The organism is Pseudomonas spirodelae, assembly GCF_034653255.1.
In the GTDB taxonomy this organism is placed as follows: domain Bacteria; phylum Pseudomonadota; class Gammaproteobacteria; order Pseudomonadales; family Pseudomonadaceae; genus Aquipseudomonas; species Aquipseudomonas spirodelae.
In genome coordinates this window covers 45,665-66,900 of sequence record NZ_JAYEET010000051.1, presented here as the reverse complement: position 1 = coordinate 66,900, position 21,236 = coordinate 45,665, and the positions used below count along the sequence as shown (strand labels likewise).

Genomic DNA, 21,236 nt, shown 5'->3' with positions numbered 1-21,236 from the left:
GGGTTCCTCAACGCAGTTTCAGGGTGGCAAGGCCGATCAGCACCAGAATCACGGTGATGATCCAGAAGCGCACGATCACGCGCGGCTCGGGCCAGCCTTTCAGTTCGAAATGGTGGTGAATCGGCGCCATGCGGAACACGCGCTTGCCGGTCAGCTTGAAGCTAGCGACCTGGATGATCACCGACAGGGTTTCCACCACGAAGATGCCGCCCATGATGAACAGCACCACTTCCTGACGGACGATCACCGCAATCGTACCCAGGGCTGCACCGAGTGCCAGCGCGCCAACGTCGCCCATAAACACTTGCGCCGGGTAGGTGTTAAACCAGAGGAAGCCCAGGCCAGCCCCGACCAGGGCGGCGCAGAACACAATCAGCTCACCCGCACCCGGCACATAGGGAATAAACAGGTATTCGGCGAACTTCACGTTGCCCGACAGGTAGCAAAAGATCCCCAGCGCGCCGCCAACCAGTACGGTGGGCAGAATCGCCAGACCATCAAGGCCGTCTGTCAGGTTCACTGCGTTGCTCGAACCGACAATCACGAAGTAGCTCAGCACCACGAAGCCCAGGCCCAGCTCAAGACTGAAGTCCTTGAGCATCGGCAGAATCAGGGTGGTTTCCACCGGGCTTTGCGCCGTCATATACAGAAACAGTGCGGCGCCCAGGCCAAACACCGACTGCCAGAAATACTTCCAGCGGCTCGGCAGGCCCTTGGAGTTCTTCTCAATCACTTTGCGGTAGTCATCAACCCAACCAACGGCGCCAAACAGCAGGGTCACGGCCAGGACGGTCCAGACATAACGGTTGGACAGATCAGCCCAAAGCAAGGTGCTAACGGCAATAGCAGAAAGAATCAGCGCACCACCCATGGTTGGCGTGCCCTTTTTCGACAGGTGCGACTGCGGGCCATCGTTGCGTACCGACTGGCCGATCTGGCGAATCTGCAGAGTGCGGATCATCCACGGGCCAAGCCACAGGGACAATGCCAGCGCCGTCAGCACGCCAAGGATGCCGCGCAGCGTCAGGTACTGAAACACTGCAAAAGCCTTGTGGAACTGTTGCAGGTATTCCGCCAGCAGCAGCAGCATTAGTGAATCTCCCCGGATATGCCACACAGGGCCGCGACGACTTTCTCCATCGCCGCGCTGCGTGAACCTTTTATTAAAAGAGTGGTGTCGCCCTGCTCGCTTTGCAGCGCAGCGATCAGGCTGGCTTGGTCGGCAAAATGCCGGCCCTTGCTGCCGAATTCATCAATGGCATGAACCATCAGGGGGCCCACGGCAAACAGTGCATCAACCTTGCCTTGGGCATAGTTGCCGACCTGGCGATGGCCTTGCTCAGCCCACTCACCTAACTCGCCGATGTCACCCAGCACCAGCACCCGCCGCCCCGAAAAGCCGGCGAGGATATCGATGGCGGCGCACACGGAAGTCGGGTTGGCGTTGTAGCTGTCATCGATCACCCGCAGGCCATTCGGCGCAATCTGCGCGACGGTACGGCCCTGGACCGGCTGCAATTTTTCCAGCCCGGCCTTGATCGCAGCAGGCGCAATCTCCAATGCCAACGCGGCGGCAGCCGCGGCCAGGGCGTTAGCCACATTGTGCTCGCCTAGCAGGTTGAGCTGAATACGCACCTGACCGCTGGCGCAATGCAGGGTAAAGGCCGAGCAACCACGGACGTCGCGCGCCAGCTCAGCGGCATAAACGTCCGCTGCCGGATTACCCAAGGCAAACGAGCGAACGCTGCGACCCTTGGCGCGCTGCTGCCAAATAGCGAAAGCCCTGTCGTCGAGGTTGAGCACGGCCACACCGCTGTCGCTCAGGCCTTCGAGAATTTCACCCTTGGCTTCAACAATTTTCTCTGGCCCGCCGAACTCACCGACGTGAGCGGTGCCGGCATTATTGATGATGGCCACCTGCGGCTGGGTAAGGCCCACGGTGTAGGCGATCTCGCCGACATGGTTGGCGCCCAGTTCGATCACGGCCGCAACATGCTCAGGCGCCAGCTCCAGCAGGGTCAGTGGCGCGCCGAGGTCGTTATTCAGGTTGCCACGGGTCGCCAGCACCGGACCTTGCAGGCCTTCGCGCAGAATACTGGCGAGCATTTCTTTGACCGTGGTCTTGCCGCTGGAACCGGTAATCGCCACCACAGGGGCATTAAACGCCTGGCGATTGAGCGCGCCCAATTGGCCGAGGGCCAAACGGCTATCGGCGACCAGCAGCTGTGGCAGCGGTGCATTTGCCACCTCACGCTCAACCAAAGCGGCCACTGCGCCTTTGCCGGCGACTTCTGCCAGGTAGTCATGACCATCAAAACGCGGGCCGGCCAGGGCGACAAACAGCTGACCCGGCTGAATCGCCCGGCTGTCGCTGCTGACGGCGCTGAATGCCACATCCGCACCGATCACCTGCGCGTTCAACGGCCCAGCCACTTCGCTCAAGAGCAGCGGATTAAGCATGAGCCGCCTCCCATGCTGCCAACGCATTAGCGGCTTCGACCAGATCGGAGAACGGCTGACGCACGCCATTGATTTCCTGATAGTCCTCATGGCCCTTGCCGGCCAATACCAGCACATCATCGGCACTGGCAGCGGTAATCAGCTGGGCAATCGCCTGGCCACGGCCATGAACAAATTGCACCGACTCGGGGCTGACGAAACCGGCGCGGATGTCGCTGAAAATCTGTGCTGGGGTTTCCGTGCGCGGGTTGTCATCGGTCACCAGTACCGCATCGGCCAGGCGCTCAACCACAGCAGCCATCAGCGGGCGCTTGCCGCTGTCACGATCGCCACCGCAGCCAAATAGGCACAGCAGGCGACCTTTGACGTGCGGGCGCAAAGCTTCAAGTACTTTTTCCAGGGCATCCGGGGTGTGCGCGTAATCAACGACCACCAACGGCTGTTTGGCGCGCCCCGCAGTGGCGCCACCTAAACGCTGCATGCGACCAATAGGACCCTGCAGCTGCGGCAACACCTTGAGAATTTCATCCAGCGCATAATCCAGGCCGAGCAGCGCACCGACCACCGCCAGCAGGTTGCTCAGGTTAAAGCGACCGAGCAGCGAGCTGCGCAGGCTGCCTTCGCCGCGTGGGGTGACCAGCGTGGCGCGTACGCCCTGCTCGTCAAACTGCGCATCGCGGCAATACAGGTAAGCACTTGCGTCTTCCAGGCTGTAGCTGATCAGGCGCGACTCATGCACAGCTCCCGCCAACTCACGACCAAAGGCATCATCCAGGTTAAGCACCCGGCAGCGCAGACCCGGCCAGGCGAACAACGCGGCTTTTGCCTCTGCGTAAGCCTGCATCGAACCGTGATAATCCAGATGGTCGCGGGATAGGTTGGTCAGTACCGCCACATCAAACGCCAGCGCAGTCACGCGCCCTTGATGCAGGCCGTGGGACGAGACTTCCATCGCCACCGCACGGGCACCGGCATTTTTCATATCGGCCAGGGTGGCCTGCACGCCGATGGGGTCGGGCGTGGTGTGGAGCCCTTGTTCGAGCGCACCGTAGAAGCCGTTGCCGAGGGTGCCGACAATTCCGCAGCGCTGGCCCAGCAGGTCCAACGCCTGAGCCAACAACTGGCTGACACTGGTTTTGCCATTAGTGCCGGTAATACCTACCAAGTTCAGTCCGCGACTTGGCTCACCATAAAAGCGCCCGGCAATCGCCGAAAGCTGGCCCGCCAAGCCTTTGATCGCGACCAATTCACTGCTGCTGGCCGTCATGTCAGCCGCGCCTTCAGCTTCAAAGGCCACGGCCGCAGCGCCACGCGCAATGGCATCGGCGATATGCACACGGCCATCCTGCTGGGTGCCGGGCACGGCCAAGAACAAATCACCGGGACGAACCTTGCGGCTATCCAGGGTCAATTCGCGGATCAGGGTGGAACTGGTGGCTTCGGGCAGCAATTTGCTGAGGGGCATAGGCATCAGATACGCCCTCCTTTAGTAATTTCGGCGGCAGCGGTTTGCGGCTCTACCAGGTTGTCTGGGGCGACGTTCATCAGGCGCAGGGCACCGGCCATGACCTTGCCAAATACCGGTGCGGAGACCAGGCCACCGTAGTAACCGCCCTGGCTCGGCTCATCGATCACGATGGCCACGGCAATACGCGGGTCGCTGACCGGGCCAAACCCGGCAAAGAGTGAGCGGTACGCATTGTCCCGGTAACCACGGCTACCCACGGATACCTTGCGCGCCGTACCGCTCTTGCCAGCCACGTGGTAGCCCGGCACTTTGGCGCGGTAAACCCCACCAGGGGCTTCAATGACCTGCTGCAACATGCCCTGCATGGTCACTGCAATAGCCTCAGGGATCACCTGAACGGCATCGGGTTTACGGTCAACACGTGCCAGTGACAGGTGCGTGCTGCGGCCATTGTTGGCCAGCACCGAATAGGCATGGGCCAGCTGTACAGCCGTTACCGACAAGCCATAGCCATAAGACAGCGTGGCCGTTTCAGCTTTGCGCCACTCACGGTAGTTCGGCAGGTTACCAACACGCTCACCTGGGAAGCCGAGCCCCGTGTCCTGGCCCAAGCCGACTTGCTGCATCACTTCAAAGATCGACTGACCACCGATATCAAACGCGATCTTGCTCATGCCGACGTTACTCGACTTGATCAAAATCTCAGTGAGGGTAAGCGGGCCGCTGCTGCGCGAGACGTCACGAATGGTGTACTTGCCGATCTGCAGAGTGCCCGGATACACATCGACGGTATCCGAGGCCTTCCAGCGACCACTGGCCAAGGCAGCACTCATGGAAAACGGCTTCATGGTTGAGCCGGGCTCGAACACATCAATCATCGCCCGGTTACGCATCGCTGCGGGCTGCAGATTACGGCGATTGTTCGGGTTATAGGTGGGCTGGTTGACCATTGCCAACACTTCACCGGTGCGCACATCCACCATGACCAGGCTGCCAGCCTTGGCACCGAATTCGAGCAGCGCATTGCGTAACTCACGATGGGCGAGGTATTGCAGGCGCAGGTCAATCGACAATGCCAAGGTCTTACCGGCCTTGGCATTCTGCGCAACCTGTACATCTTTAATCAGCCGACCGCGCCGGTCCTTGAGCACCTGACGCTTGCCGGGCACGCCGGCCAGCCAATCCTCGAAGGCCAGTTCCATGCCTTCACGGCCGCGGTCGTCAATGTCGGTAAAGCCCACCACGTGGGCAGCCACTTCACCCGCAGGATAGAAGCGGCGGAATTCTTCAATGCCATATACACCCGGCACTTTCATATCGAGAATGCGCTGACCCTGCTCGGGCGTCAGCCCGCGCACCAGGTACATAAACTCACGCTCGGCATTGGCCTGCAGGCGCACACCGAATGCCTTGGGATCTTGCCCCAGCGCGGCGGCCAGCTCATCCCACCTGGCCTTGCCGCTTTGCAGCTCCTTACCATTGGCCCACAGGGTGGTCACGGGCGTGCTAACGGCTAGCGGCTCGCCGTTACGGTCGGTGATCAGCCCGCGGTGCGCTGGAATCGGGATATGGCGCACGCTACGCGCGTCGCCATGAGCCTGCAGAAAGCGCTGATCAAACACCTGCAGGTCGACAATACGCCAGGCAATAGCACCCACCATCAGCGCCAGCAACAGCAGCACTAAGCGAAAGCGCCATGGATAGAGCGCGCCTTCGAGGCCGATCATGGCGCCACCATGCGGACTTCAGCGGCATCGGGGATACGCATGCCTAGACGCTCGGTAGCCAACGCCTCAATGCGGTTATGTGCCGTCCAGGTACTCTGCTCGAGGATCAACCGGCCCCACTCAGCCTGAGCCTTGTCGCGCACGCTGAGTTCGGCATACAAATCATTGAGCAACTGGCGATTCCAGTGGGCGCTGTAAGACACCCCAATCGCAGACACCAACACAGCCAGAAACAGCAGCAGCATGAATAAGCTGCCACCTGGCAAAGGCTTGGCGAAAAGCGCGCTCATCGCACCTTCTCGGCAATGCGCATTACCGCACTGCGCGAGCGTGGATTGGCCGCAAGTTCTGCCTCGGAGGCGAATACCGGCTTACCGATGAGCTTCAAGCGCGGCTCGAAGGCTTTCGGGATAATCGGCAAGTCACGCGGCAACGTGTCCATCTCGCCCTTGGCGTGCTTGCGCATGAACAGTTTGACGATACGGTCTTCCAGCGAGTGGAAGCTGATCACCACCAGGCGGCCGCCAACTTCGAGGTTTTCCAGGGCGGCGTCGAGGCCGCTCTCCAGATCACCCAATTCGTTGTTGATATAGATGCGCAGCCCCTGAAAGGCGCGAGTCGCCGGATTCTTGCCCTTCTCCCAGGCCGGATTGGCCACGGTCAGCACCTGAGCCAGGTCGGCGGTGCGGGTAAACGGCTGTTCAGCGCGGCGCAGCACCACGGCACGGGCCATGCGCTTGGCGAAGCGCTCTTCACCGTACTCCTTGAACACCCGGGCAATTTCTTCCTCGGCGGCGCTGGCAATAAATTCAGCGGCACTGACACCTGAATCCGGATTCATGCGCATGTCCAGCGGGCCGTCATGCATAAAGCTGAAGCCGCGCTCGGCATCATCGAGCTGCGGCGAAGACACGCCTAGGTCGAGCAGAATGCCGCTGACCTTGCCGGCCAGATCGCGCTGCGCGAGTTCATCAGCCATCTCCGCAAAGCTGCGCTGCACAACGACAAAGCGGCCGTCTTCGGCCGCTAGCGCATTCCCCGTGGCAATCGCCAGGGGATCTTTATCAAACCCTAGCAGGCGACCGTCTGAGCCAAGCTTTTCTAGGATCAACCGGCTATGCCCGCCGCGACCAAAGGTACCGTCTAGGTAGCAGCCACTCGCGCGCACAGCCAGCCCTTCGACAGCCTCGTCGAGTAGCACAGTGATATGGCGGTAGTTACTGGTCATGGTCACAGGATCAAATCACGTAAGTCGTCGGACAAGGCACCCGGTTGCTTGATCGCAGCCAAATCGGCATCGGCCACGGCATTCCAGGCATCTTCATCCCACAGTTGGAATTTATTGAGTTGGCCAACCAGCATCGCGCGCTTATCCAGCTTGGCGTACTCGCGTAAACGCGGCGGCACCAGAAAGCGCCCACTGGCATCCAACTCAAGGTCAACAGCATTGCCGATCAGCAGACGCTGCAAGCGGCGGTTTTCTTCACGGAATGAGGCGAGCTCACGGAGCTTGGCTTCAATCAGCTCCCACTCAGACAACGGATAGACACATAGGCAGGGATCGATGGCGTCAATCGTGACAATAAGCTGGCCAGCACAACGCGACACAAGCTCATCCCGATACCGACTTGGCATCGCGAGCCGCCCTTTGGCGTCGAGACTGATGGCGTTTGCTCCGCGAAACACGATCGCGCTTCCCCTTTTTATTGGCTATCCATGCCTAAGAAACCCACTTTATGCCACTTCTTGCCACTCGCGCACACTATAGGAACGCACGCCCCCCACCGTCAAGGCACCCATAGCGGGAAAACTCCTTATAGAACGGCGATTTAGCGAGCATAGCGAGGGGGTAAACGGAGAAATAACCTGAAGGTACGAATACAAAAACAAGCCAATACAGGACACTGAACTTCGAAGTTAAAGTAGTTTGTTAAGAGTAAGATTTTTTCGGTATTAGAAAGGAGGCAAAACATTGAAGCGCAGAAGAGGGGGAGGTGGAGAGTCGATCTGTAAGCCGGGTTCTGTCGAGGACAGTCATTCCTCTACGACGTACATCACTGCACGCCTTTAGCAACCTACCCGGTTCCAGCGCGGGCCACGCCAATGGAACCCTATTTGGTCTTGCTCCGAGTGGGGTTTGCCTAGCCACGAACTGTTACCAGTCGCGCGGTGCGCTCTTACCGCACCTTTTCACCCTTACCGGCACCGAAGTGCTTAGGCGGTTATTTTCTGTGGCACTTTCCGTAGGCTCACGCCTCCCAGGCGTTACCTGGCACTCCGCCCTATGGAGCCCGGACTTTCCTCCCCCGCATTACGCAGAACGCAACACGGCAGCGACTGTCCGATCGACTCTCCGCCGGCAAGATTAACGGCACACGCATTACAGAACAAGGATTAAAGGTCTTTTTGCTGCTCAAGCGCCGCCTGATAAAGCACGTTTTTACGCACTCCAGTGATCTCCGCCGCCAGTGCCGCCGCGCGCTTGAGTGGCATTTCCGCCAACAGCAGGTTCAGCACACGCAGCGCTTCGCTGCTCACCGCCTCCTCGCCTTCTGGCGCCTGCCAGCCCGCCACCAACACCACACACTCACCGCGCTGCTGATTGCTGTCAGCTGCTACCCAGGCCGCCAGCTCAGCGAGCGGCATACCTTTAAGCGTTTCGAAGGTCTTGGTCAGTTCGCGAGCCAGCAACGCTGGACGCTCATCACCAAACACCGCCTGCATATCCTGCAGGCATTCGAGGATGCGATGCGGCGCCTCATAGAAGATCAGCGTGCGCGGCTCTTCTTTTACCTGCTCAAGCCGCGCTCGCCGCCCAGCCGCTTTGGCCGGCAGAAAACCCTCAAAAATAAACCGATCGGACGGCAAGCCCGCGGCAGACAACGCAGCAATCAGCGCACAAGCACCCGGCACAGGCACCACCGCAATACCGGCAGCGCGCGCCTGGCGTACCAGGTGATAGCCCGGATCAGAAATCAGCGGCGTACCTGCATCGGAGATCAGCGCGACATCGTCACCGGCCAGTAGACGAGCGAGAAAACGCCCCCCCTGGTCACGCTCATTGTGCTCATGGCAGGCCGCCAGCGGCGTACCGATACCGAAATGCTGCATCAGCCGCGCCGAATGACGGGTGTCCTCTGCGGCGACCAGAGCAACGCTGCGCAGGATATTCAGCGCCCGCGCACTGATGTCATCCAGGTTGCCTATCGGCGTGGCAACCACATAAAGACTGCCCAGGGGCGAATTCGCAGCAGCGGAAGGGGTCACAGCACTGGCCTCTCAAAATCAGCAAAGCGCGCATTGTAGCCCGTTTCCAACCTTCGACATCGCGTCACCCGGCGGGCTTGGGTACAATTCGACGCTCAATTTGATCAAGTATCAGGAACGCTTACATGATCGCCTGCCTGCGCCCCCTTTCCGCCCTCTGCCTTGCCGGTCTACTCGCTGCCTGCGCCAGCACACCCTCATCAACATTGGGAGAGCTGCCGCGCACACCGCAAGCCAGCATCGAACAACTGCTGCAGCAAGCGGCGCAGAGCTCAATTGAACAGGCCGCATCGCTGCGCCTGTCAGCAGCCGACCTGGCGTACACACAAAAGGACTTCGCTCGCGCCAGTAGCATTCTCCAGCAGGTATCGCTGGAAAGCCTAAGCCCAGCGCAGCAGATTTTTGCCAGCACCCTGCGCGCCGAACTGGACATGCACAACAACAAACCCAAAGCGGCCCTGCGCGCCCTGAGCCACCCGAGCATGGAACGTCTCGGCGAGCTGCCGGTTGAGCAACAAGTGCGCAGCCAGCTCGTCCGCGCCAGCGCCTTGCAGGCCACCGGGCAGACTCTCTCCGCCGCCCGCGAGCGCGCCTTTATTGCCCCCCTGCTCAGCGGCACCAGCGCGCTACAGAATAATGAAGCGATCTGGGGCCTGGTCTCCAGCTTGCCACTGACGGAGCTGCAAGCGAGCGGTGATAACGATCTAGACGGCTGGCTCGCGCTCGCACGCACCGTCAAAAACGCCGCAACGCTGGAGCAACAGCAGGCAGCCATCGACACTTGGATTGAACAAAACCCTCAGCACCCGGCCGCCCAGCAGCTCCCTCAGCCGCTGGTCGAGCTAAAAAAACTCTCCAGCCAACCGCTAACCGAGATCGCCCTACTGTTGCCACAGGATGGTCAACTGGCCAGCGTCGCCCGCGCCCTGCGTGACGGCTTCCTGGCCGCTCACTATCAAGCACAGCAAGCCGGGCAGAACCCGCCCAACATCCAGCTGTTTGACAGTTCACGCATTGGCTCAATGGACGCTTTCTACGCCCAAGCCAAGGCCGCCGGCGTGCAACTGGTGATCGGCCCACTGGAAAAAAACCTGGTCAGCCAACTGAACAGCCGCGAACAACTGCCCATTACCACCCTCGCCTTGAACTACAGCGAAGGCGCCCAGGAAGGCCCAGCCCAGCTATTCCAATTCGGCCTAGCGGCCGAGGACGAAGCACGCGAAGTGGCCCGTCGCGCTTGGGCTGACGGCATGCGTCGCGCAGTCGCCCTAGTGCCTGCGGGCGAATGGGGCGACCGCGTACTTGCCGCCTTCCGCCAAGACTGGCAAGCCCAAGGCGGCACCCTGATCGCCGCCGAGCATGTCGACCAGCCGGTTGAGCTGGCGCGGCAGATCGCCGAGCTATTCCAGCTGCGCGAAAGCGAAACCCGCGGCAAGCGCCTGCAGAACACCCTGGGTACAGCTGTATCAGCGGCCCCTTCGCGCCGCCGCGACGTCGACTTTATCTTCCTCGCCGCAACCCCACAGCAAGCCCAACAAATCAAACCGACCCTGGCTTTCCAATACGCCGGTGATGTACCCGTGTACGCCACATCGCATCTGTTTACCGGCACCCATAACCAGGCGCAGTACCTTGATCTCAACGGCATCATGTTCTGCGAGACGCCTTGGCTGCTCAACGTCAACGATCCGCTACGCCAACAGGCCAGCGCACAATGGCCACAAGCCGGCACCAGCCTTGGACGCCTTTACGCAATGGGCGCAGACGCCTACCTGCTCACCCCACGCCTGAACCAACTCAAAGCCCTGCCGGACACACGCCTGCAAGGCCTAACCGGCACGCTTAGCCTGACACCGACACAACGGATTGAGCGGCAATTACCCTGGGCCGAATTCCGCGATGGCCAGGTACAACCGCTGCCTGAGCGCCTCAATTGACCGAACGCACCAGTGCGCAACAATGCGGAGATGCTGCCGAAGCCCTGGCGCGACAGCATCTTGAACAGCACGGCCTGCGCCTGCTGGCGCAGAACTGGCGCTGCCGGCTCGGCGAGCTCGATCTGGTCATGCTCGACGCCGATACAGTAGTATTCGTAGAAGTTCGCTATCGGCGCCATAGCGCCTGGGGCGGTGCAGCAGAGAGCGTGGATGCACGCAAACGTGAGAAACTCAGCCGCGCGGCTCAGCACTTCCTGCAACAAGAATCACGGTGGGCCAAGTACCCATGCCGTTTTGATGTGATTGCCATAACCGCCGACAGCCAAGCCCCCGCGAAACTGGACTGGATTCAAAACGCCTTTGATACCTGAACAGACGCCCCACTGAAGGTTATATCTCCAATGGATATGCAAGCCCGTATTCGCCACCTGTTCCAAGCCAGCATTGAAACCAAGCAGCAGGCTATGGAAGTGCTCATCCCCGTTATCGAGCAAGGCAGCCAGGCCATGGTCCAGGCCCTGCTCAGCGAGGGCAAGATTCTCACCTGCGGCAATGGCGGCTCGGCCGGCGATGCCCAGCATTTTTCCTCCGAACTGCTTAATCGCTTTGAGCGCGAGCGCCCGAGCCTGCCAGCCATTGCCCTGACTACTGACAGCTCGACCATTACCTCGATTGCCAACGATTACAGCTACAACGAAATTTTCTCCAAGCAGATTCGCGCCCTGGGCCAACCCGGCGACGTGCTGCTGGCGATCTCTACCAGCGGTAATTCGGCCAATGTGATTCAGGCGATCCAGGCGGCCCACGACCGCGAAATGACCGTAGTGGCCCTCACAGGACGCGATGGCGGCGGTATGGCCTCACTATTACTGCCAGAAGACGTGGAAATCCGCGTCCCATCAAAAGTCACCGCACGCGTGCAGGAAGTCCACCTGCTGGCCATTCACTGCCTGTGCGACCTAATCGACTGCCAACTGTTTGGGAGTGACGAATGAGCCGCTCACCTCTGCTCCTAGCCACATTGGCACTGACCCTCGCCCTAGCCGGCTGTGGCAACCGCAGTGTCGGCAACAAGATTGACGACCAGTTTATTGCTCCGGAAGTAAGCTCCCGCGTGGCCAGCGCGCACATCGATCTGACCAGCCCGACCTCACACATCGTCGTCACCAGCTATAACGGGGTGGTGCTGCTGGCCGGACAAACACCGCGAAACGAGCTTAAAGGCCTCGCCGAACAAGCCGCCCGCAGGGTCAACAATGTCAGCAAGGTGCACAACGAACTGCAGGTTATGCAGCCGACGTCACTGCTAGCACGCAGCAATGACTCGCTACTGACCAGCCGCATCAAGACGCAGATGCTTGCTGACAGCAATGTGCCGGGCTCACGCATCAAGGTCATCACCGAGAACGGCGTCGTGTTTATGCTCGGCCTGGTCTCGCAAGCCGAAGCCACCCACGCCACCAATTTGGTACAAAGCGTGTCTGGCGTGCAGAAAGTGGTAAAGCTGTTCCAGTACACCAATTGATAGCCGCAACACCAAGGGCACCCGCTTCACCGCAATAAAAAAGGCGATCCTAGGATCGCCTTTTTTATTTACTTGACCACTTTAAGACTTGGCCGACCACTTGGACGCGGCGGCTCACCATCAGGCGGCCCCTGATCATCCGGATCATCGATTTCGCCACCGTCGAGCATCGACGACTCCGAATCAAAGACCATGCCCTGACCATTTTCCCGCGCATAGATCGCCAGCACGGCGGCTGCGGGGACATACAGGCGCTGCGGAACCCCGGCAAAGCGTCCCTCAAAGCTGACCGCCTCGTTATCCATATGCAGGTGACGCACAGCAGTGGGCGAAACGTTCAGAACGATCTGCCCATCACTGGCAAAACCGCTAGGCACTTGCACGCCCGGATACTCGGCATTAACCAGCAAGTGCGGAGTGCAGTCGTTGTCGACGATCCACTCATAGAGAGCACGCACCAGATAAGGACGACTCGACTTCATCTCTACCTCCTCGGGTTAACGCATATCACGTTCAGCAGGCGACAGGCTGGCCTGGAACGCTTCACGGGCAAACTGGCGATCCATGTAGTCCAACAGCGGCTTAGCCGGCTTTGGCAGCTCTATACCCAGCACCGGTAAACGCCACAGGATCGGCAGCAGGCAGCAATCCACCAGGCTCAGCTCTTCACTGAGGAAATACGCCTTATCGGCAAACAGCGGCGATACGCCGGTCAGGCTTTCACGCAGCTCTTTGCGCGCCAGGGCACGAGCCGGCTCTTTGCTGCGCGAATCAAGAATCAGGTCCACCTGCGCGCACCAGTCACGCTGAATCCGATGAATCAGCAGACGGCTATTGGCACGAGCCACCGGATACACCGGCAATAACGGCGGATGCGGGTAGCGCTCATCCAGGTATTCCATCACCACTGTTGACTCATACAAAGCCAAATCGCGATCCACCAGTGTAGGCAGGCTGGCGTAGGGATTAACCTCCAGCAGACCGGCCGGATAGCGGCCCTTTTCGACACTGATGATTTCGGCGCTGACACCCTTCTCGGCGAGCACAATGCGTACGCGGTGGGAATAGTGGTCGGCGGGGTCGGAGTAACAGGCCAACCGATTGGTCACGCCCATGGCGGTCCTCCTCGCTTATAAAGTTATGTAAAGCAGAAAGACCTGCGCGCCCAAAGGGGCGCGCAGGTCAACAGCGGAGATGCAACGGTTTAATGCACGTCCTTCCAGTACTCGCGCTTAAGCAGATAGGCGAACACGAAGAAGAAGGCAAGATACAGCAGAACGTAAGTACCGATACGCTGACTTTGCAATTTAACCGGGTTGGCCGAGTAAGCGAGGAAGGTCACCAGGTTCTGGATCTTCTCGTCAAACTCTTCAGTGCTAAGCGCACCGGTTTTTGGCTCAATGGTCAGCTGATCGCAAGCCTCATGAGTAATCGGTGTACCCGTCAGCGGATCGAATAGCTTCTTGCCATCCTCAACCACCTGAACCTGCTTACAACCGATGTACTGACGACCCTGCAACCCTACCAACACGTTCGGCATACCCACGTTCGGGAACACCTTGTTGTTGGCACCCAATGGACGCGCGGTGTCTTCATAGAAGGTCCGCAGGTAGGTGTACAACCAATCGTTACCACGCACACGAGCAACCAGAGTCAGGTCGGGCGGCGCAGCGCCGAACCAAGCCTTGGCATCGGAAGGCTGCATGCCGATCTTCATGTGATCGCCAATTTTCGAGTCATTGAAGACCAGGTTCTCCAGCATGACGTCATGCGGGATACCCAGATCATTGGCGACACGCTCATAACGCTGGTATTTGGCCGAATGGCAACCCATGCAGTAGTTAGCGAAGGTACGCGCACCATCCTGCAAAGCTGCTTTATCGGTCAGATCAATATCAACCTTGTCCAGCGGATACTCAGCAACAGAGGCGGCAAAGCCAAAGGTTGGCAGAAGCGCAATAATTAGTGCTGCAAAATGCTTTTTCATCAGCCAGTCACCCTTTCCGGAACCGGTTTGGTCTTCTCGAGTTTGGTGTAGAACGGCATCAGGATGAAGTACGCGAAGTACAGGAAGGTACACACCTGCGACAGCAACGTACGACCTGGTGTCGGCGACAACACACCCAACACACCCAAAATCACGAAGGACACACAGAAGATCAGCAACCAGATCTTGCTCATCCACCCCTTGTAGCGCATCGACTTGACCGGACTACGGTCCAACCATGGCAGCACAAACAACACCGCGATAGCTGCGCCCATGGCGATTACACCCAGCAGCTTGTCAGGGACCGCACGCAGGATTGCGTAGAACGGTGTGAAGTACCAAACCGGAGCAATGTGCGCAGGCGTCTTGAACGGGTTAGCCGCTTCAAAGTTCGGCTTCTCGAGGAAATAACCACCCATTTCCGGGAAGAAGAAGATCACGAAGCAGAAGATAAACAAGAAGACCACGACACCGACGATATCTTTAACGGTGTAGTACGGGTGGAACGCGATGCCGTCGAGCGGAACGCCGTTCTCATCTTTCTTCTTCTTGATATCAACGCCATCCGGGTTGTTCGAGCCAACCTCGTGCAACGCCAAAATGTGCAGCACCACCAAACCAAGAATCACGATGGGCAGCGCCACCACGTGCAAGGCAAAGAAGCGGTTCAGGGTAATACCGGAGATCAGGTAGTCGCCACGAATCCACTGAGTCAGGTCCGCACCGATCACTGGAATGGCACCGAACAGCGAGATGATCACCTGGGCACCCCAGTAGGACATCTGGCCCCACGGCAGCAAGTAGCCCATGAAGGCTTCAGCCATCAGCATCAGGTAGATCAACATGCCGAAGATCCACACCAGCTCGCGCGGCTTCTGATACGAGCCGTAGAGCAGGCCGCGGAACATGTGCAGATAGACCACGACGAAGAATGCCGAAGCGCCCGTAGAGTGCAGATAGCGAAGAATCCAGCCGTACTCCACATCACGCATGATGTATTCGACTGAAGCAAACGCCTCTTCAGCCGACGGGTTGTAGCTCATGGTCAGCCAGACACCGGTAACGATCTGATTGACCAATACCAGCAGAGCTAGGGAGCCGAAGAAGTAGAAGAAGTTGAAGTTCTTTGGTGCATAGTATTTGGCGAGATGGTCTTCCCACATTTTGGTCGCGGGAAAGCGCGCATCGACCCATTCCATGAATTTACTCATGACGCTTTCTCCTGATCCACACCGATGATGACCACATCATCCGTCTCGTACGTATACGGCGGAACCGGCAAGTTCAGGGGCGCAGGCTGGCCCTTGTAGACGCGACCGGCGAGGTCATAACGCGAACCGTGGCATGGGCAAAAATAACCACCGACCCAGTCCGCACCCAAATCTGCAGGCGCGACTTCCGGACGGAAGGACGGCGCACAACCCAGGTGAGTACACAGACCTACCAAGAGCAACAACTCCGGCTTGATCGAACGGGTTTTCGGGTCGACATAACCCGGCTGCTCGGACGCCTTGGAGTCGAAGTCAGCGAGCTGGCCTTCGATTTTCACCAAGTTACTGAGGATTTCCTCAGTACGGCGCACGATAAACACCGGCTGCCCCCGCCACTCCGCAACCATCTGCTGGCCAGGCTCAATTTTGCTGACGTTCACCTTAACGGGTGCTCCGGCAGCTTTAGCCTTGGCACTAGGGAACCAGGACCCCACGAACGGGACCGCGGCACCCACCGCTCCTGCAGCACCCACCACAGAGGTGGCCGCTACCAGGAAGCGACGCCGGCCTGCATTCACGCCGTCATTGCTCATTCAGTCGTCTCCCATCAGCTTTATGGCCTGTTGGTCAGGCCTATACTAGGTAAAAATCGAGTCGCGCAAAAAATTTGCCAAATGGTAAAGAAAAGCCCCTCTACTGACAAGGTAATTACCCATACAGAGCAGGCGCAACCCCTTACAAATCAGGCCATTCGCGGATGCGGCATGATGCCGCAGAGTAAATAATCACCCATAAAAAACGCCCAGCTCCGATAGGAAGCTGGGCGTCTTTTTGAACGCAGGTCGCGAATTAACGCTTGGAGTACTGCGGACGCTTACGCGCTTTACGCAGACCAACCTTCTTACGTTCAACTTCACGGGCATCGCGAGTTACGAAGCCAGCTTTACGCAGTGCAGGACGCAGAGCTTCGTCGTAGTCCATCAGAGCGCGAGTGATACCGTGGCGGATTGCGCCAGCTTGACCACTAACACCACCGCCAACAACGGTGATGAACACATCAAACTTCTCGGTCATCTCAACCAGCTCTAGCGGCTGACGAACTACCATGCGGGCAGTTTCGCGACCGAAGAAACCGTCAAGAGTGCGGTTGTTGATGGAGATTTTGCCAGTGCCCGCACGCAGGAAAACGCGAGCGGTTGCAGTCTTGCGACGGCCAGTGCCGTAATTTTGAGTCGCCGACATAATGAACTATTCCGTTAAAACTTCAGTTCTTGGGGCTGCTGAGCAGTGTGGGGGTGAGCAGCGCCCGCATACACTTTCAGCTTACGATACATGTCGCGACCCAGCGGGTTCTTAGGCAGCATGCCTTTAACCGCGGTCTCGATCACGCGCTCAGGGGCTTTAGCGATCAACTTCTCGAAGTTGATCGACTTAATGCCGCCCGGGAAACCGGAGTGGGAGTAGTACATTTTGTCAGTGGTCTTGGCACCGGTAACGCGAATCTGCTCAGCGTTGATGATGACGATGTAGTCACCGGTATCAACGTGCGGAGTGTATTCAGGCTTGTGCTTGCCACGCAGACGGCTTGCAACTTCGGTAGCCAGACGACCCAGGGTCTGACCTGCAGCGTCGACGACAAACCAGTCGCGCTTAACTGTTTCCGGTTTAGCAGTAAAAGTTTTCATTCTTTATAGCCTCAGGGGCCGCCCTGATAAATAAGACGGCGGATCTTACTGAATAGTGCGTACTTTGACAAGGTCAAAGGCAGCCGAAAACAGGCGCTATCGGGGGCTCGGGTCAGCGCGTCCGTAATACGGCAAGATTCTTCGGCAGGCGGCGCATCACTTCCACTGCAGAAAGAGGTGCGCAATTATGCAGATTTCGCGGAGAATTTCAACACGCTTACGCCAACACGTCGTTTTAAGGAGCTTGCAATGGATTATCGCCAACTCGGCCGTACTGATATCACGGTCAGCAGCCTGTGCCTCGGCACCATGACTTGGGGCGAACAGAACAGCGCCGACGAGGGCATCGCCCAGATCGAACGCGCCAAGGCTTACGGCATAAACTTTATCGACACCGCTGAGATGTACCCGGTGCCGCCGCGCGCCGAAACCTACAGCAAGACCGAACAAATCATCGGTGATTACTTCAAACAACGCGGCGACCGCGCTGACTGGGTGCTGGCCAGCAAGATTGCCGGCCCTGGCAACGGCATCAACCATATCCGTGACGGCCAACTCAAACACAACCGCGCGCACATCGTCGCCGCGCTGGACGCCAGCCTCAAGCGCCTACAGACCGACTGGATTGACCTCTACCAACTGCACTGGCCAGAACGCCCAACTAATTACTTCGGCCAGCTCGACTATCACCACCAAGACAGTGAGTTCACCCCGCTGGAAGACACCCTCGAAGCCCTCGACGAGCAGGTCAAGGCCGGCAAAATCCGCCATATCGGCCTGTCCAATGAAACGCCCTGGGGCACCATGAAATTTCTCCAGCTGGCTGAACAACGCGGCTGGCCGCGCAGCGTATCGATCCAGAACCCCTACAACCTGCTCAATCGCAGCTTTGAAGTGGGCTTGGCAGAAATCGCCATCCGCGAGCAGTGCGGCCTGCTGGCCTACTCGCCCCTGGCCTTCGGCATGCTCAGCGGCAAGTACGAGGGCGGCGCCCGCCCAGCTGACGCACGGATCAGCCTATTCAGCCGCTTTACCCGCTACACCAACCCGGAGTCGGAAAGCGCCTGCGCACGCTATGTCGCCCTGGCGCGCGAGCACGGCCTGGATCCAGCGCAAATGGCGCTGGCGTTTGTCACAGCGCAACCGTTCGTCACCAGCAATATCATCGGCGCGACCAACTTGGAGCAATTGAATAGCAACCTAGCCAGCAGCGAGCTGACACTTTCGGCCGAGATCCTGGCGGGCATCGAGGCGATTCACAAAGCCCAACCCAATCCAGCGCCCTAACCATTACAACGTCACAAAAAAAGCCCGGCAATTGCCGGGCTTTTTTTTATTCAGCAAGTGATTAAAGCGAACGCGCGATGATCTCTTTCATGATCTCGTTGGTGCCCGCATAAATGCGCTGCACCCGCGCATCAGCCCAGGCGCGCGCCACCGGGTATTCCCACATATAGCCGTAGCCGCCGTGCAGCTGCACGCACTCATCCAGCACTTTGCACTGCAGGTCGGTGCCCCAGTATTTGAGCATCGCCGCAGTCGGCACATCCAACTTGCCTTGCAGGTGCAGCTCTAGGCAGCGATCGACAAATACGCGACCGATTTGAATTTCCGTGGCCATTTCTGCCAGTTTGAAACGGGTGTTCTGGAAATCGCCAATCGCCTTGCCGAACGCCTTGCGCTCGCGGGTGTACTCCAGCGTCCACTGCAACGCCGCCTCGGCCGACGATAACGCCCCCACACCGACAGTCAGGCGCTCTTGTGGCAGCTCCTGCATCAGATAAGCGAACCCCATACCGGCCTGGCCCAACAGGTTTTCCTTAGGCACGCGCACATCCTGAAAGAACAGCTCGGAGGTGTCCTGCGCCTTCATCCCGACTTTTTCCAGGCGCTTGCCCTTGGAGAAACCCGGCGTATTGGCTTCCACCAAAAACAGACTGGTGCCCTTGGCGCCGGCTTTTGGGTCCGTTTTGGCCACCACAATCACCAGGTCAGCGAGAAAGCCGTTGGTAATAAAGGTTTTCGAGCCATTGATCACATACTCGTCGCCATCCAGCACCGCAGTGGTTTTAACGCCCTGCAGGTCAGAACCGGCACCCGGCTCAGTCATGGCGATGGCGGTCACCATTTCACCGGATACCAACTTAGGCAGGTAATGCTGTTTTTGCGCCTCGCTGCCGTAATGCAGGATGTAAGGCGCAACGATGTCGGAGTGCAGCGAGAAACCGATGCCAGTCAGGCCCAGACGCCCTACCTCCTCGATAACCACCGTGCTGTAGAGAAAGTCCGCCGCCATGCCGCCGTACTCTTCAGGAAGATGCGAGCAAAGCATCCCCGCCTCGCCGGCCTTGTTCCACAGCGCACGATTGATGTGGCCATCCTTCTCCCACTGCTGATGGAATGGCACAGCTTCCCGCTCAAGAAACTTGCGCACGCTGTCGCGAAACTGTTCGTGTTCTGGGCTGAAAATCGTTCTGGGGATCATGGCTACACCTACTGAGTGAGTCGTTTTTAGCATGGCCTCGACTTTAGCCAAGCAAACGCTTGGTCACACTGGACACAAGCGCCAATAAATAAGACGATCCAGCCAGCTCATGACCACTTAGCCCCTATAAGAACAATATTTATGTTGATTTCGCCACCAGCGCCGCTGCACCGCGTCAGCATCCTGGCCACCGAAGGCGTATTCGCCTCGACGCTAATGCAAGCCAAGGATTTTTTTCACATGGCCAGCCTGCGCTACGGCAAGCAGCAGGGCCTGGGCCTGACGCCGACCTTCGAGATCCACCTGGTCAGCCCCGACGGTCTGCCGGTGCGCAGCTTCAGCGATGTACTGATCCCAGTCGATGGCGCACTGGAGGATGCCGACGTGATCATTCTGCCGGCCTTCTGGGATGACTTCGACGCGCTGTGCCAGCGCCATCCGCAGGTACTCATCTGGCTCAAACAGCGCCATGCTGCCGGCAGCGTGATTTGCGGCGAAGCCACCGGCGTATTTTGGATGGCCCAGGCCGGCCTGCTCGACGGCAAGGAAGCGACCACTTACTGGCGTTTTTTTAACGAGTTCACCGAGCGCTTCCCCAAGGTGCTGCTCAACCAAGAGAAACACTTGTCTGATGCCGACAACCTTTACTGCGCCGGCGGCACCACCTCGGCCTGCGACTTGTACATCTACTTAATCGAGCGGTTCTGCGGCGCTAACGTAGCCCAGGGCGTGGCCCGCGACATCCTCTATGAAGTTCAACGCAACTACGCCCCTGGGCGCATTGGCTTTGGCGGGCAGAAGCTGCACCACGACATGACGATTCTGCAGATCCAGCAGTGGCTGGAAGGTCACTTCGCCGACAAATTCCGTTTCGAGGATGTCGCCCGCGAACACGGCATGAGCATTCGCAATTTTATGCGGCGTTTTCAGACGGCCACGGGCGATAAACCTCTGCATTACCTGCAGCGCCTGCGCATCGAAACGGCCAAAGGCCTACTCAGCGCCACCCGCAAAAGCATCAAGACCATCAGCTATGAGGTGGGCTACGACGATGCCAGCTTCTTCGCCCGGCTATTCCGCCAACACACAGAGCTATCACCCAACCAGTACCGCCGGCAGTTCCAACACAAGGACAGCCACGCATAAGATCGCCACTCAACGCTCCAGCTGAGCACCACACAAACGCAAAAGGCTGCCCACGGCAGCCTTTTTCATTCCCCCAACAGTCAGGGCTTATCGCGCTCCAACGGTTCCAGCTGAACCCATAACGCCTGCGCCTCTTCGCTCAGCGTGGCGTAACTGCGGATATCGCCATTGCGTTGAGCCTGCATGGCTTCTTCCAACTTGGCGCTGTATTGCTTGCGCAACTTTTTTGCGGGGTCGCTTTTAAACAAACCAAACATGCTTGATGCCTCTGCTTAGAAACGCCGAGATAAGCGTTTGCTCAGCTTAATTCAGTCCCGCACACAACTCGGCACCCAGAT

At 58.7% G+C, this 21,236-nt stretch carries 23 protein-coding genes and 1 other RNA gene; 6 read left to right on the top strand and 18 right to left on the bottom strand.

Annotated features, from left to right (window positions below):
* Nucleotides 1-7 precede the first annotated feature (7 nt).
* The 9 genes from mraY to rsmI form a co-directional block, all read right to left on the bottom strand.
* On the bottom strand, nt 8-1,090 hold the full coding sequence (gene mraY, locus SOP97_RS17105; RefSeq protein WP_274087507.1) for a phospho-N-acetylmuramoyl-pentapeptide-transferase: 1,083 nt from the start codon (nt 1,088-1,090) through the stop codon (nt 8-10).
* On the bottom strand, nt 1,090-2,460 hold the full coding sequence (locus SOP97_RS17100; protein ID WP_322950252.1) for a UDP-N-acetylmuramoyl-tripeptide--D-alanyl-D-alanine ligase: 1,371 nt from the start codon (nt 2,458-2,460) through the stop codon (nt 1,090-1,092). The genes mraY and SOP97_RS17100 overlap by 1 nt, the downstream gene beginning before the upstream one ends.
* Nucleotides 2,453-3,931 carry a UDP-N-acetylmuramoyl-L-alanyl-D-glutamate--2,6-diaminopimelate ligase gene (locus SOP97_RS17095; RefSeq protein WP_322950251.1) on the bottom strand — a complete coding sequence of 493 codons (1,479 nt, stop codon included), beginning with the start codon at nt 3,929-3,931 and terminating at the stop codon, nt 2,453-2,455. Before SOP97_RS17095 ends, SOP97_RS17100 begins: the two co-directional genes overlap by 8 nt.
* Entirely contained in the window at nt 3,931-5,655 is a 1,725-nt protein-coding gene (locus tag SOP97_RS17090) for a peptidoglycan D,D-transpeptidase FtsI family protein (RefSeq protein WP_322950250.1), read from the bottom strand. The genes SOP97_RS17095 and SOP97_RS17090 overlap by 1 nt, the downstream gene beginning before the upstream one ends.
* Nucleotides 5,652-5,945 carry a cell division protein FtsL gene (gene ftsL / locus SOP97_RS17085; RefSeq protein WP_274087511.1) on the bottom strand — a complete coding sequence of 98 codons (294 nt, stop codon included), beginning with the start codon at nt 5,943-5,945 and terminating at the stop codon, nt 5,652-5,654. Before ftsL ends, SOP97_RS17090 begins: the two co-directional genes overlap by 4 nt.
* Nucleotides 5,942-6,883: a 16S rRNA (cytosine(1402)-N(4))-methyltransferase RsmH gene (rsmH, locus tag SOP97_RS17080; protein ID WP_322950249.1), complete on the bottom strand. Its 942-nt coding sequence runs from the start codon at nt 6,881-6,883 to the stop codon at nt 5,942-5,944. Before rsmH ends, ftsL begins: the two co-directional genes overlap by 4 nt.
* Nucleotides 6,884-6,885: 2 nt before the next feature.
* Nucleotides 6,886-7,341 (bottom strand): division/cell wall cluster transcriptional repressor MraZ, encoded by a 456-nt coding sequence (gene mraZ, locus SOP97_RS17075; protein ID WP_090249128.1) that lies wholly within the window; start codon nt 7,339-7,341, stop codon nt 6,886-6,888.
* 308 nt (nt 7,342-7,649) lie between these two features.
* Nucleotides 7,650-8,008, bottom strand: an RNA gene (rnpB, locus tag SOP97_RS17070) — RNase P RNA component class A.
* A 41-nt stretch (nt 8,009-8,049) separates the two neighbouring features.
* A complete protein-coding gene (rsmI, locus tag SOP97_RS17065; protein WP_322950311.1) occupies nt 8,050-8,892 on the bottom strand; it encodes a 16S rRNA (cytidine(1402)-2'-O)-methyltransferase in 843 nt (280 codons plus the stop codon).
* Nucleotides 8,893-9,047: 155 nt separating this feature from the next.
* Between rsmI and SOP97_RS17060 the strand changes: the two genes are divergently transcribed.
* The 4 genes from SOP97_RS17060 to SOP97_RS17045 are packed head-to-tail and all read left to right on the top strand — an operon-like array spanning nt 9,048 to nt 12,384.
* A complete protein-coding gene (locus SOP97_RS17060; protein WP_322950248.1) occupies nt 9,048-10,859 on the top strand; it encodes a penicillin-binding protein activator in 1,812 nt (603 codons plus the stop codon).
* Nucleotides 10,856-11,230, top strand: a complete 375-nt coding sequence (locus tag SOP97_RS17055) for a YraN family protein (protein WP_322950247.1) — start codon at nt 10,856-10,858, stop codon at nt 11,228-11,230. The genes SOP97_RS17060 and SOP97_RS17055 overlap by 4 nt, the downstream gene beginning before the upstream one ends.
* A gap of 30 nt (nt 11,231-11,260) precedes the next feature.
* Nucleotides 11,261-11,854, top strand: coding sequence for a phosphoheptose isomerase (locus tag SOP97_RS17050; RefSeq protein ID WP_274087516.1), 594 nt, complete (start codon nt 11,261-11,263; stop codon nt 11,852-11,854).
* A complete protein-coding gene (locus SOP97_RS17045) occupies nt 11,851-12,384 on the top strand; it encodes a BON domain-containing protein (RefSeq protein WP_274087517.1) in 534 nt (177 codons plus the stop codon). The genes SOP97_RS17050 and SOP97_RS17045 overlap by 4 nt, the downstream gene beginning before the upstream one ends.
* A gap of 68 nt (nt 12,385-12,452) precedes the next feature.
* Here the strand turns inward: SOP97_RS17045 and SOP97_RS17040 are convergent, their stop codons facing one another.
* From SOP97_RS17040 to rplM, 7 genes are all read right to left on the bottom strand, one after another.
* Nucleotides 12,453-12,866 carry a ClpXP protease specificity-enhancing factor gene (locus tag SOP97_RS17040; RefSeq protein WP_322950246.1) on the bottom strand — a complete coding sequence of 138 codons (414 nt, stop codon included), beginning with the start codon at nt 12,864-12,866 and terminating at the stop codon, nt 12,453-12,455.
* A gap of 15 nt (nt 12,867-12,881) precedes the next feature.
* Nucleotides 12,882-13,499, bottom strand: a complete 618-nt coding sequence (locus SOP97_RS17035) for a glutathione S-transferase N-terminal domain-containing protein (protein WP_274087519.1) — start codon at nt 13,497-13,499, stop codon at nt 12,882-12,884.
* 89 nt (nt 13,500-13,588) lie between these two features.
* A complete protein-coding gene (locus tag SOP97_RS17030) occupies nt 13,589-14,371 on the bottom strand; it encodes a cytochrome c1 (protein WP_322950245.1) in 783 nt (260 codons plus the stop codon).
* Nucleotides 14,371-15,582 (bottom strand): cytochrome b, encoded by a 1,212-nt coding sequence (locus SOP97_RS17025; RefSeq protein WP_274087521.1) that lies wholly within the window; start codon nt 15,580-15,582, stop codon nt 14,371-14,373. The genes SOP97_RS17030 and SOP97_RS17025 overlap by 1 nt, the downstream gene beginning before the upstream one ends.
* The gene (gene petA, locus SOP97_RS17020; protein WP_274087522.1) at nt 15,579-16,175 is read right to left on the bottom strand and encodes a ubiquinol-cytochrome c reductase iron-sulfur subunit; all 597 of its coding nucleotides are present in this window, start codon (nt 16,173-16,175) and stop codon (nt 15,579-15,581) included. The genes SOP97_RS17025 and petA overlap by 4 nt, the downstream gene beginning before the upstream one ends.
* A 256-nt stretch (nt 16,176-16,431) precedes the next feature.
* Nucleotides 16,432-16,824: a 30S ribosomal protein S9 gene (rpsI, locus tag SOP97_RS17015; protein ID WP_274087523.1), complete on the bottom strand. Its 393-nt coding sequence runs from the start codon at nt 16,822-16,824 to the stop codon at nt 16,432-16,434.
* Between the two features lie 14 nt (nt 16,825-16,838).
* Nucleotides 16,839-17,267 carry a 50S ribosomal protein L13 gene (rplM, locus tag SOP97_RS17010; protein WP_090249152.1) on the bottom strand — a complete coding sequence of 143 codons (429 nt, stop codon included), beginning with the start codon at nt 17,265-17,267 and terminating at the stop codon, nt 16,839-16,841.
* A gap of 249 nt (nt 17,268-17,516) precedes the next feature.
* On the opposite strand from rplM, the gene SOP97_RS17005 reads away from it, so the two are divergent.
* On the top strand, nt 17,517-18,554 hold the full coding sequence (locus tag SOP97_RS17005; protein WP_322950244.1) for an NADP(H)-dependent aldo-keto reductase: 1,038 nt from the start codon (nt 17,517-17,519) through the stop codon (nt 18,552-18,554).
* Nucleotides 18,555-18,615: 61 nt separating this feature from the next.
* Here SOP97_RS17005 and SOP97_RS17000 read toward each other — a convergent pair whose 3' ends face one another.
* Complete coding sequence (locus SOP97_RS17000; RefSeq protein WP_322950243.1) at nt 18,616-19,752, bottom strand: acyl-CoA dehydrogenase family protein; 1,137 nt, start codon at nt 19,750-19,752, stop codon at nt 18,616-18,618.
* Nucleotides 19,753-19,992: 240 nt separating this feature from the next.
* On the opposite strand from SOP97_RS17000, the gene SOP97_RS16995 reads away from it, so the two are divergent.
* Nucleotides 19,993-20,898, top strand: a complete 906-nt coding sequence (locus tag SOP97_RS16995) for a GlxA family transcriptional regulator (protein ID WP_322950310.1) — start codon at nt 19,993-19,995, stop codon at nt 20,896-20,898.
* An 80-nt stretch (nt 20,899-20,978) separates the two neighbouring features.
* On the opposite strand, the gene SOP97_RS16990 is transcribed toward SOP97_RS16995, so the two are convergent.
* Nucleotides 20,979-21,155, bottom strand: a complete 177-nt coding sequence (locus SOP97_RS16990; RefSeq protein ID WP_274087526.1) for a DUF6435 family protein — start codon at nt 21,153-21,155, stop codon at nt 20,979-20,981.
* Between the last annotated feature and the right edge of the window lie 81 nt (nt 21,156-21,236).

Coding starts and splice junctions, on each gene's coding strand:
- SOP97_RS16995 (WP_322950310.1), top strand. CDS start 19,993: ATGGCCAGCCTGCGCTACGGCAAGCAGCAGGGCCTGGGCCTGACGCCG.
- rpsI (WP_274087523.1), bottom strand. CDS start 16,824: ATGTCGGCGACTCAAAATTACGGCACTGGCCGTCGCAAGACTGCAACC.
- SOP97_RS17045 (WP_274087517.1), top strand. CDS start 11,851: ATGAGCCGCTCACCTCTGCTCCTAGCCACATTGGCACTGACCCTCGCC.
- SOP97_RS16990 (WP_274087526.1), bottom strand. CDS start 21,155: ATGTTTGGTTTGTTTAAAAGCGACCCCGCAAAAAAGTTGCGCAAGCAA.
- SOP97_RS17050 (WP_274087516.1), top strand. CDS start 11,261: ATGGATATGCAAGCCCGTATTCGCCACCTGTTCCAAGCCAGCATTGAA.
- SOP97_RS17030 (WP_322950245.1), bottom strand. CDS start 14,371: ATGAAAAAGCATTTTGCAGCACTAATTATTGCGCTTCTGCCAACCTTT.
- SOP97_RS17025 (WP_274087521.1), bottom strand. CDS start 15,582: ATGAGTAAATTCATGGAATGGGTCGATGCGCGCTTTCCCGCGACCAAA.
- SOP97_RS17005 (WP_322950244.1), top strand. CDS start 17,517: ATGGATTATCGCCAACTCGGCCGTACTGATATCACGGTCAGCAGCCTG.
- petA (WP_274087522.1), bottom strand. CDS start 16,175: ATGAGCAATGACGGCGTGAATGCAGGCCGGCGTCGCTTCCTGGTAGCG.
- mraY (WP_274087507.1), bottom strand. CDS start 1,090: ATGCTGCTGCTGCTGGCGGAATACCTGCAACAGTTCCACAAGGCTTTT.
- ftsL (WP_274087511.1), bottom strand. CDS start 5,945: ATGAGCGCGCTTTTCGCCAAGCCTTTGCCAGGTGGCAGCTTATTCATG.
- SOP97_RS17040 (WP_322950246.1), bottom strand. CDS start 12,866: ATGAAGTCGAGTCGTCCTTATCTGGTGCGTGCTCTCTATGAGTGGATC.
- SOP97_RS17100 (WP_322950252.1), bottom strand. CDS start 2,460: ATGCTTAATCCGCTGCTCTTGAGCGAAGTGGCTGGGCCGTTGAACGCG.
- SOP97_RS17095 (WP_322950251.1), bottom strand. CDS start 3,931: ATGCCTATGCCCCTCAGCAAATTGCTGCCCGAAGCCACCAGTTCCACC.
- SOP97_RS17035 (WP_274087519.1), bottom strand. CDS start 13,499: ATGGGCGTGACCAATCGGTTGGCCTGTTACTCCGACCCCGCCGACCAC.
- rplM (WP_090249152.1), bottom strand. CDS start 17,267: ATGAAAACTTTTACTGCTAAACCGGAAACAGTTAAGCGCGACTGGTTT.
- SOP97_RS17060 (WP_322950248.1), top strand. CDS start 9,048: ATGATCGCCTGCCTGCGCCCCCTTTCCGCCCTCTGCCTTGCCGGTCTA.
- rsmH (WP_322950249.1), bottom strand. CDS start 6,883: ATGACCAGTAACTACCGCCATATCACTGTGCTACTCGACGAGGCTGTC.
- SOP97_RS17000 (WP_322950243.1), bottom strand. CDS start 19,752: ATGATCCCCAGAACGATTTTCAGCCCAGAACACGAACAGTTTCGCGAC.
- SOP97_RS17090 (WP_322950250.1), bottom strand. CDS start 5,655: ATGATCGGCCTCGAAGGCGCGCTCTATCCATGGCGCTTTCGCTTAGTG.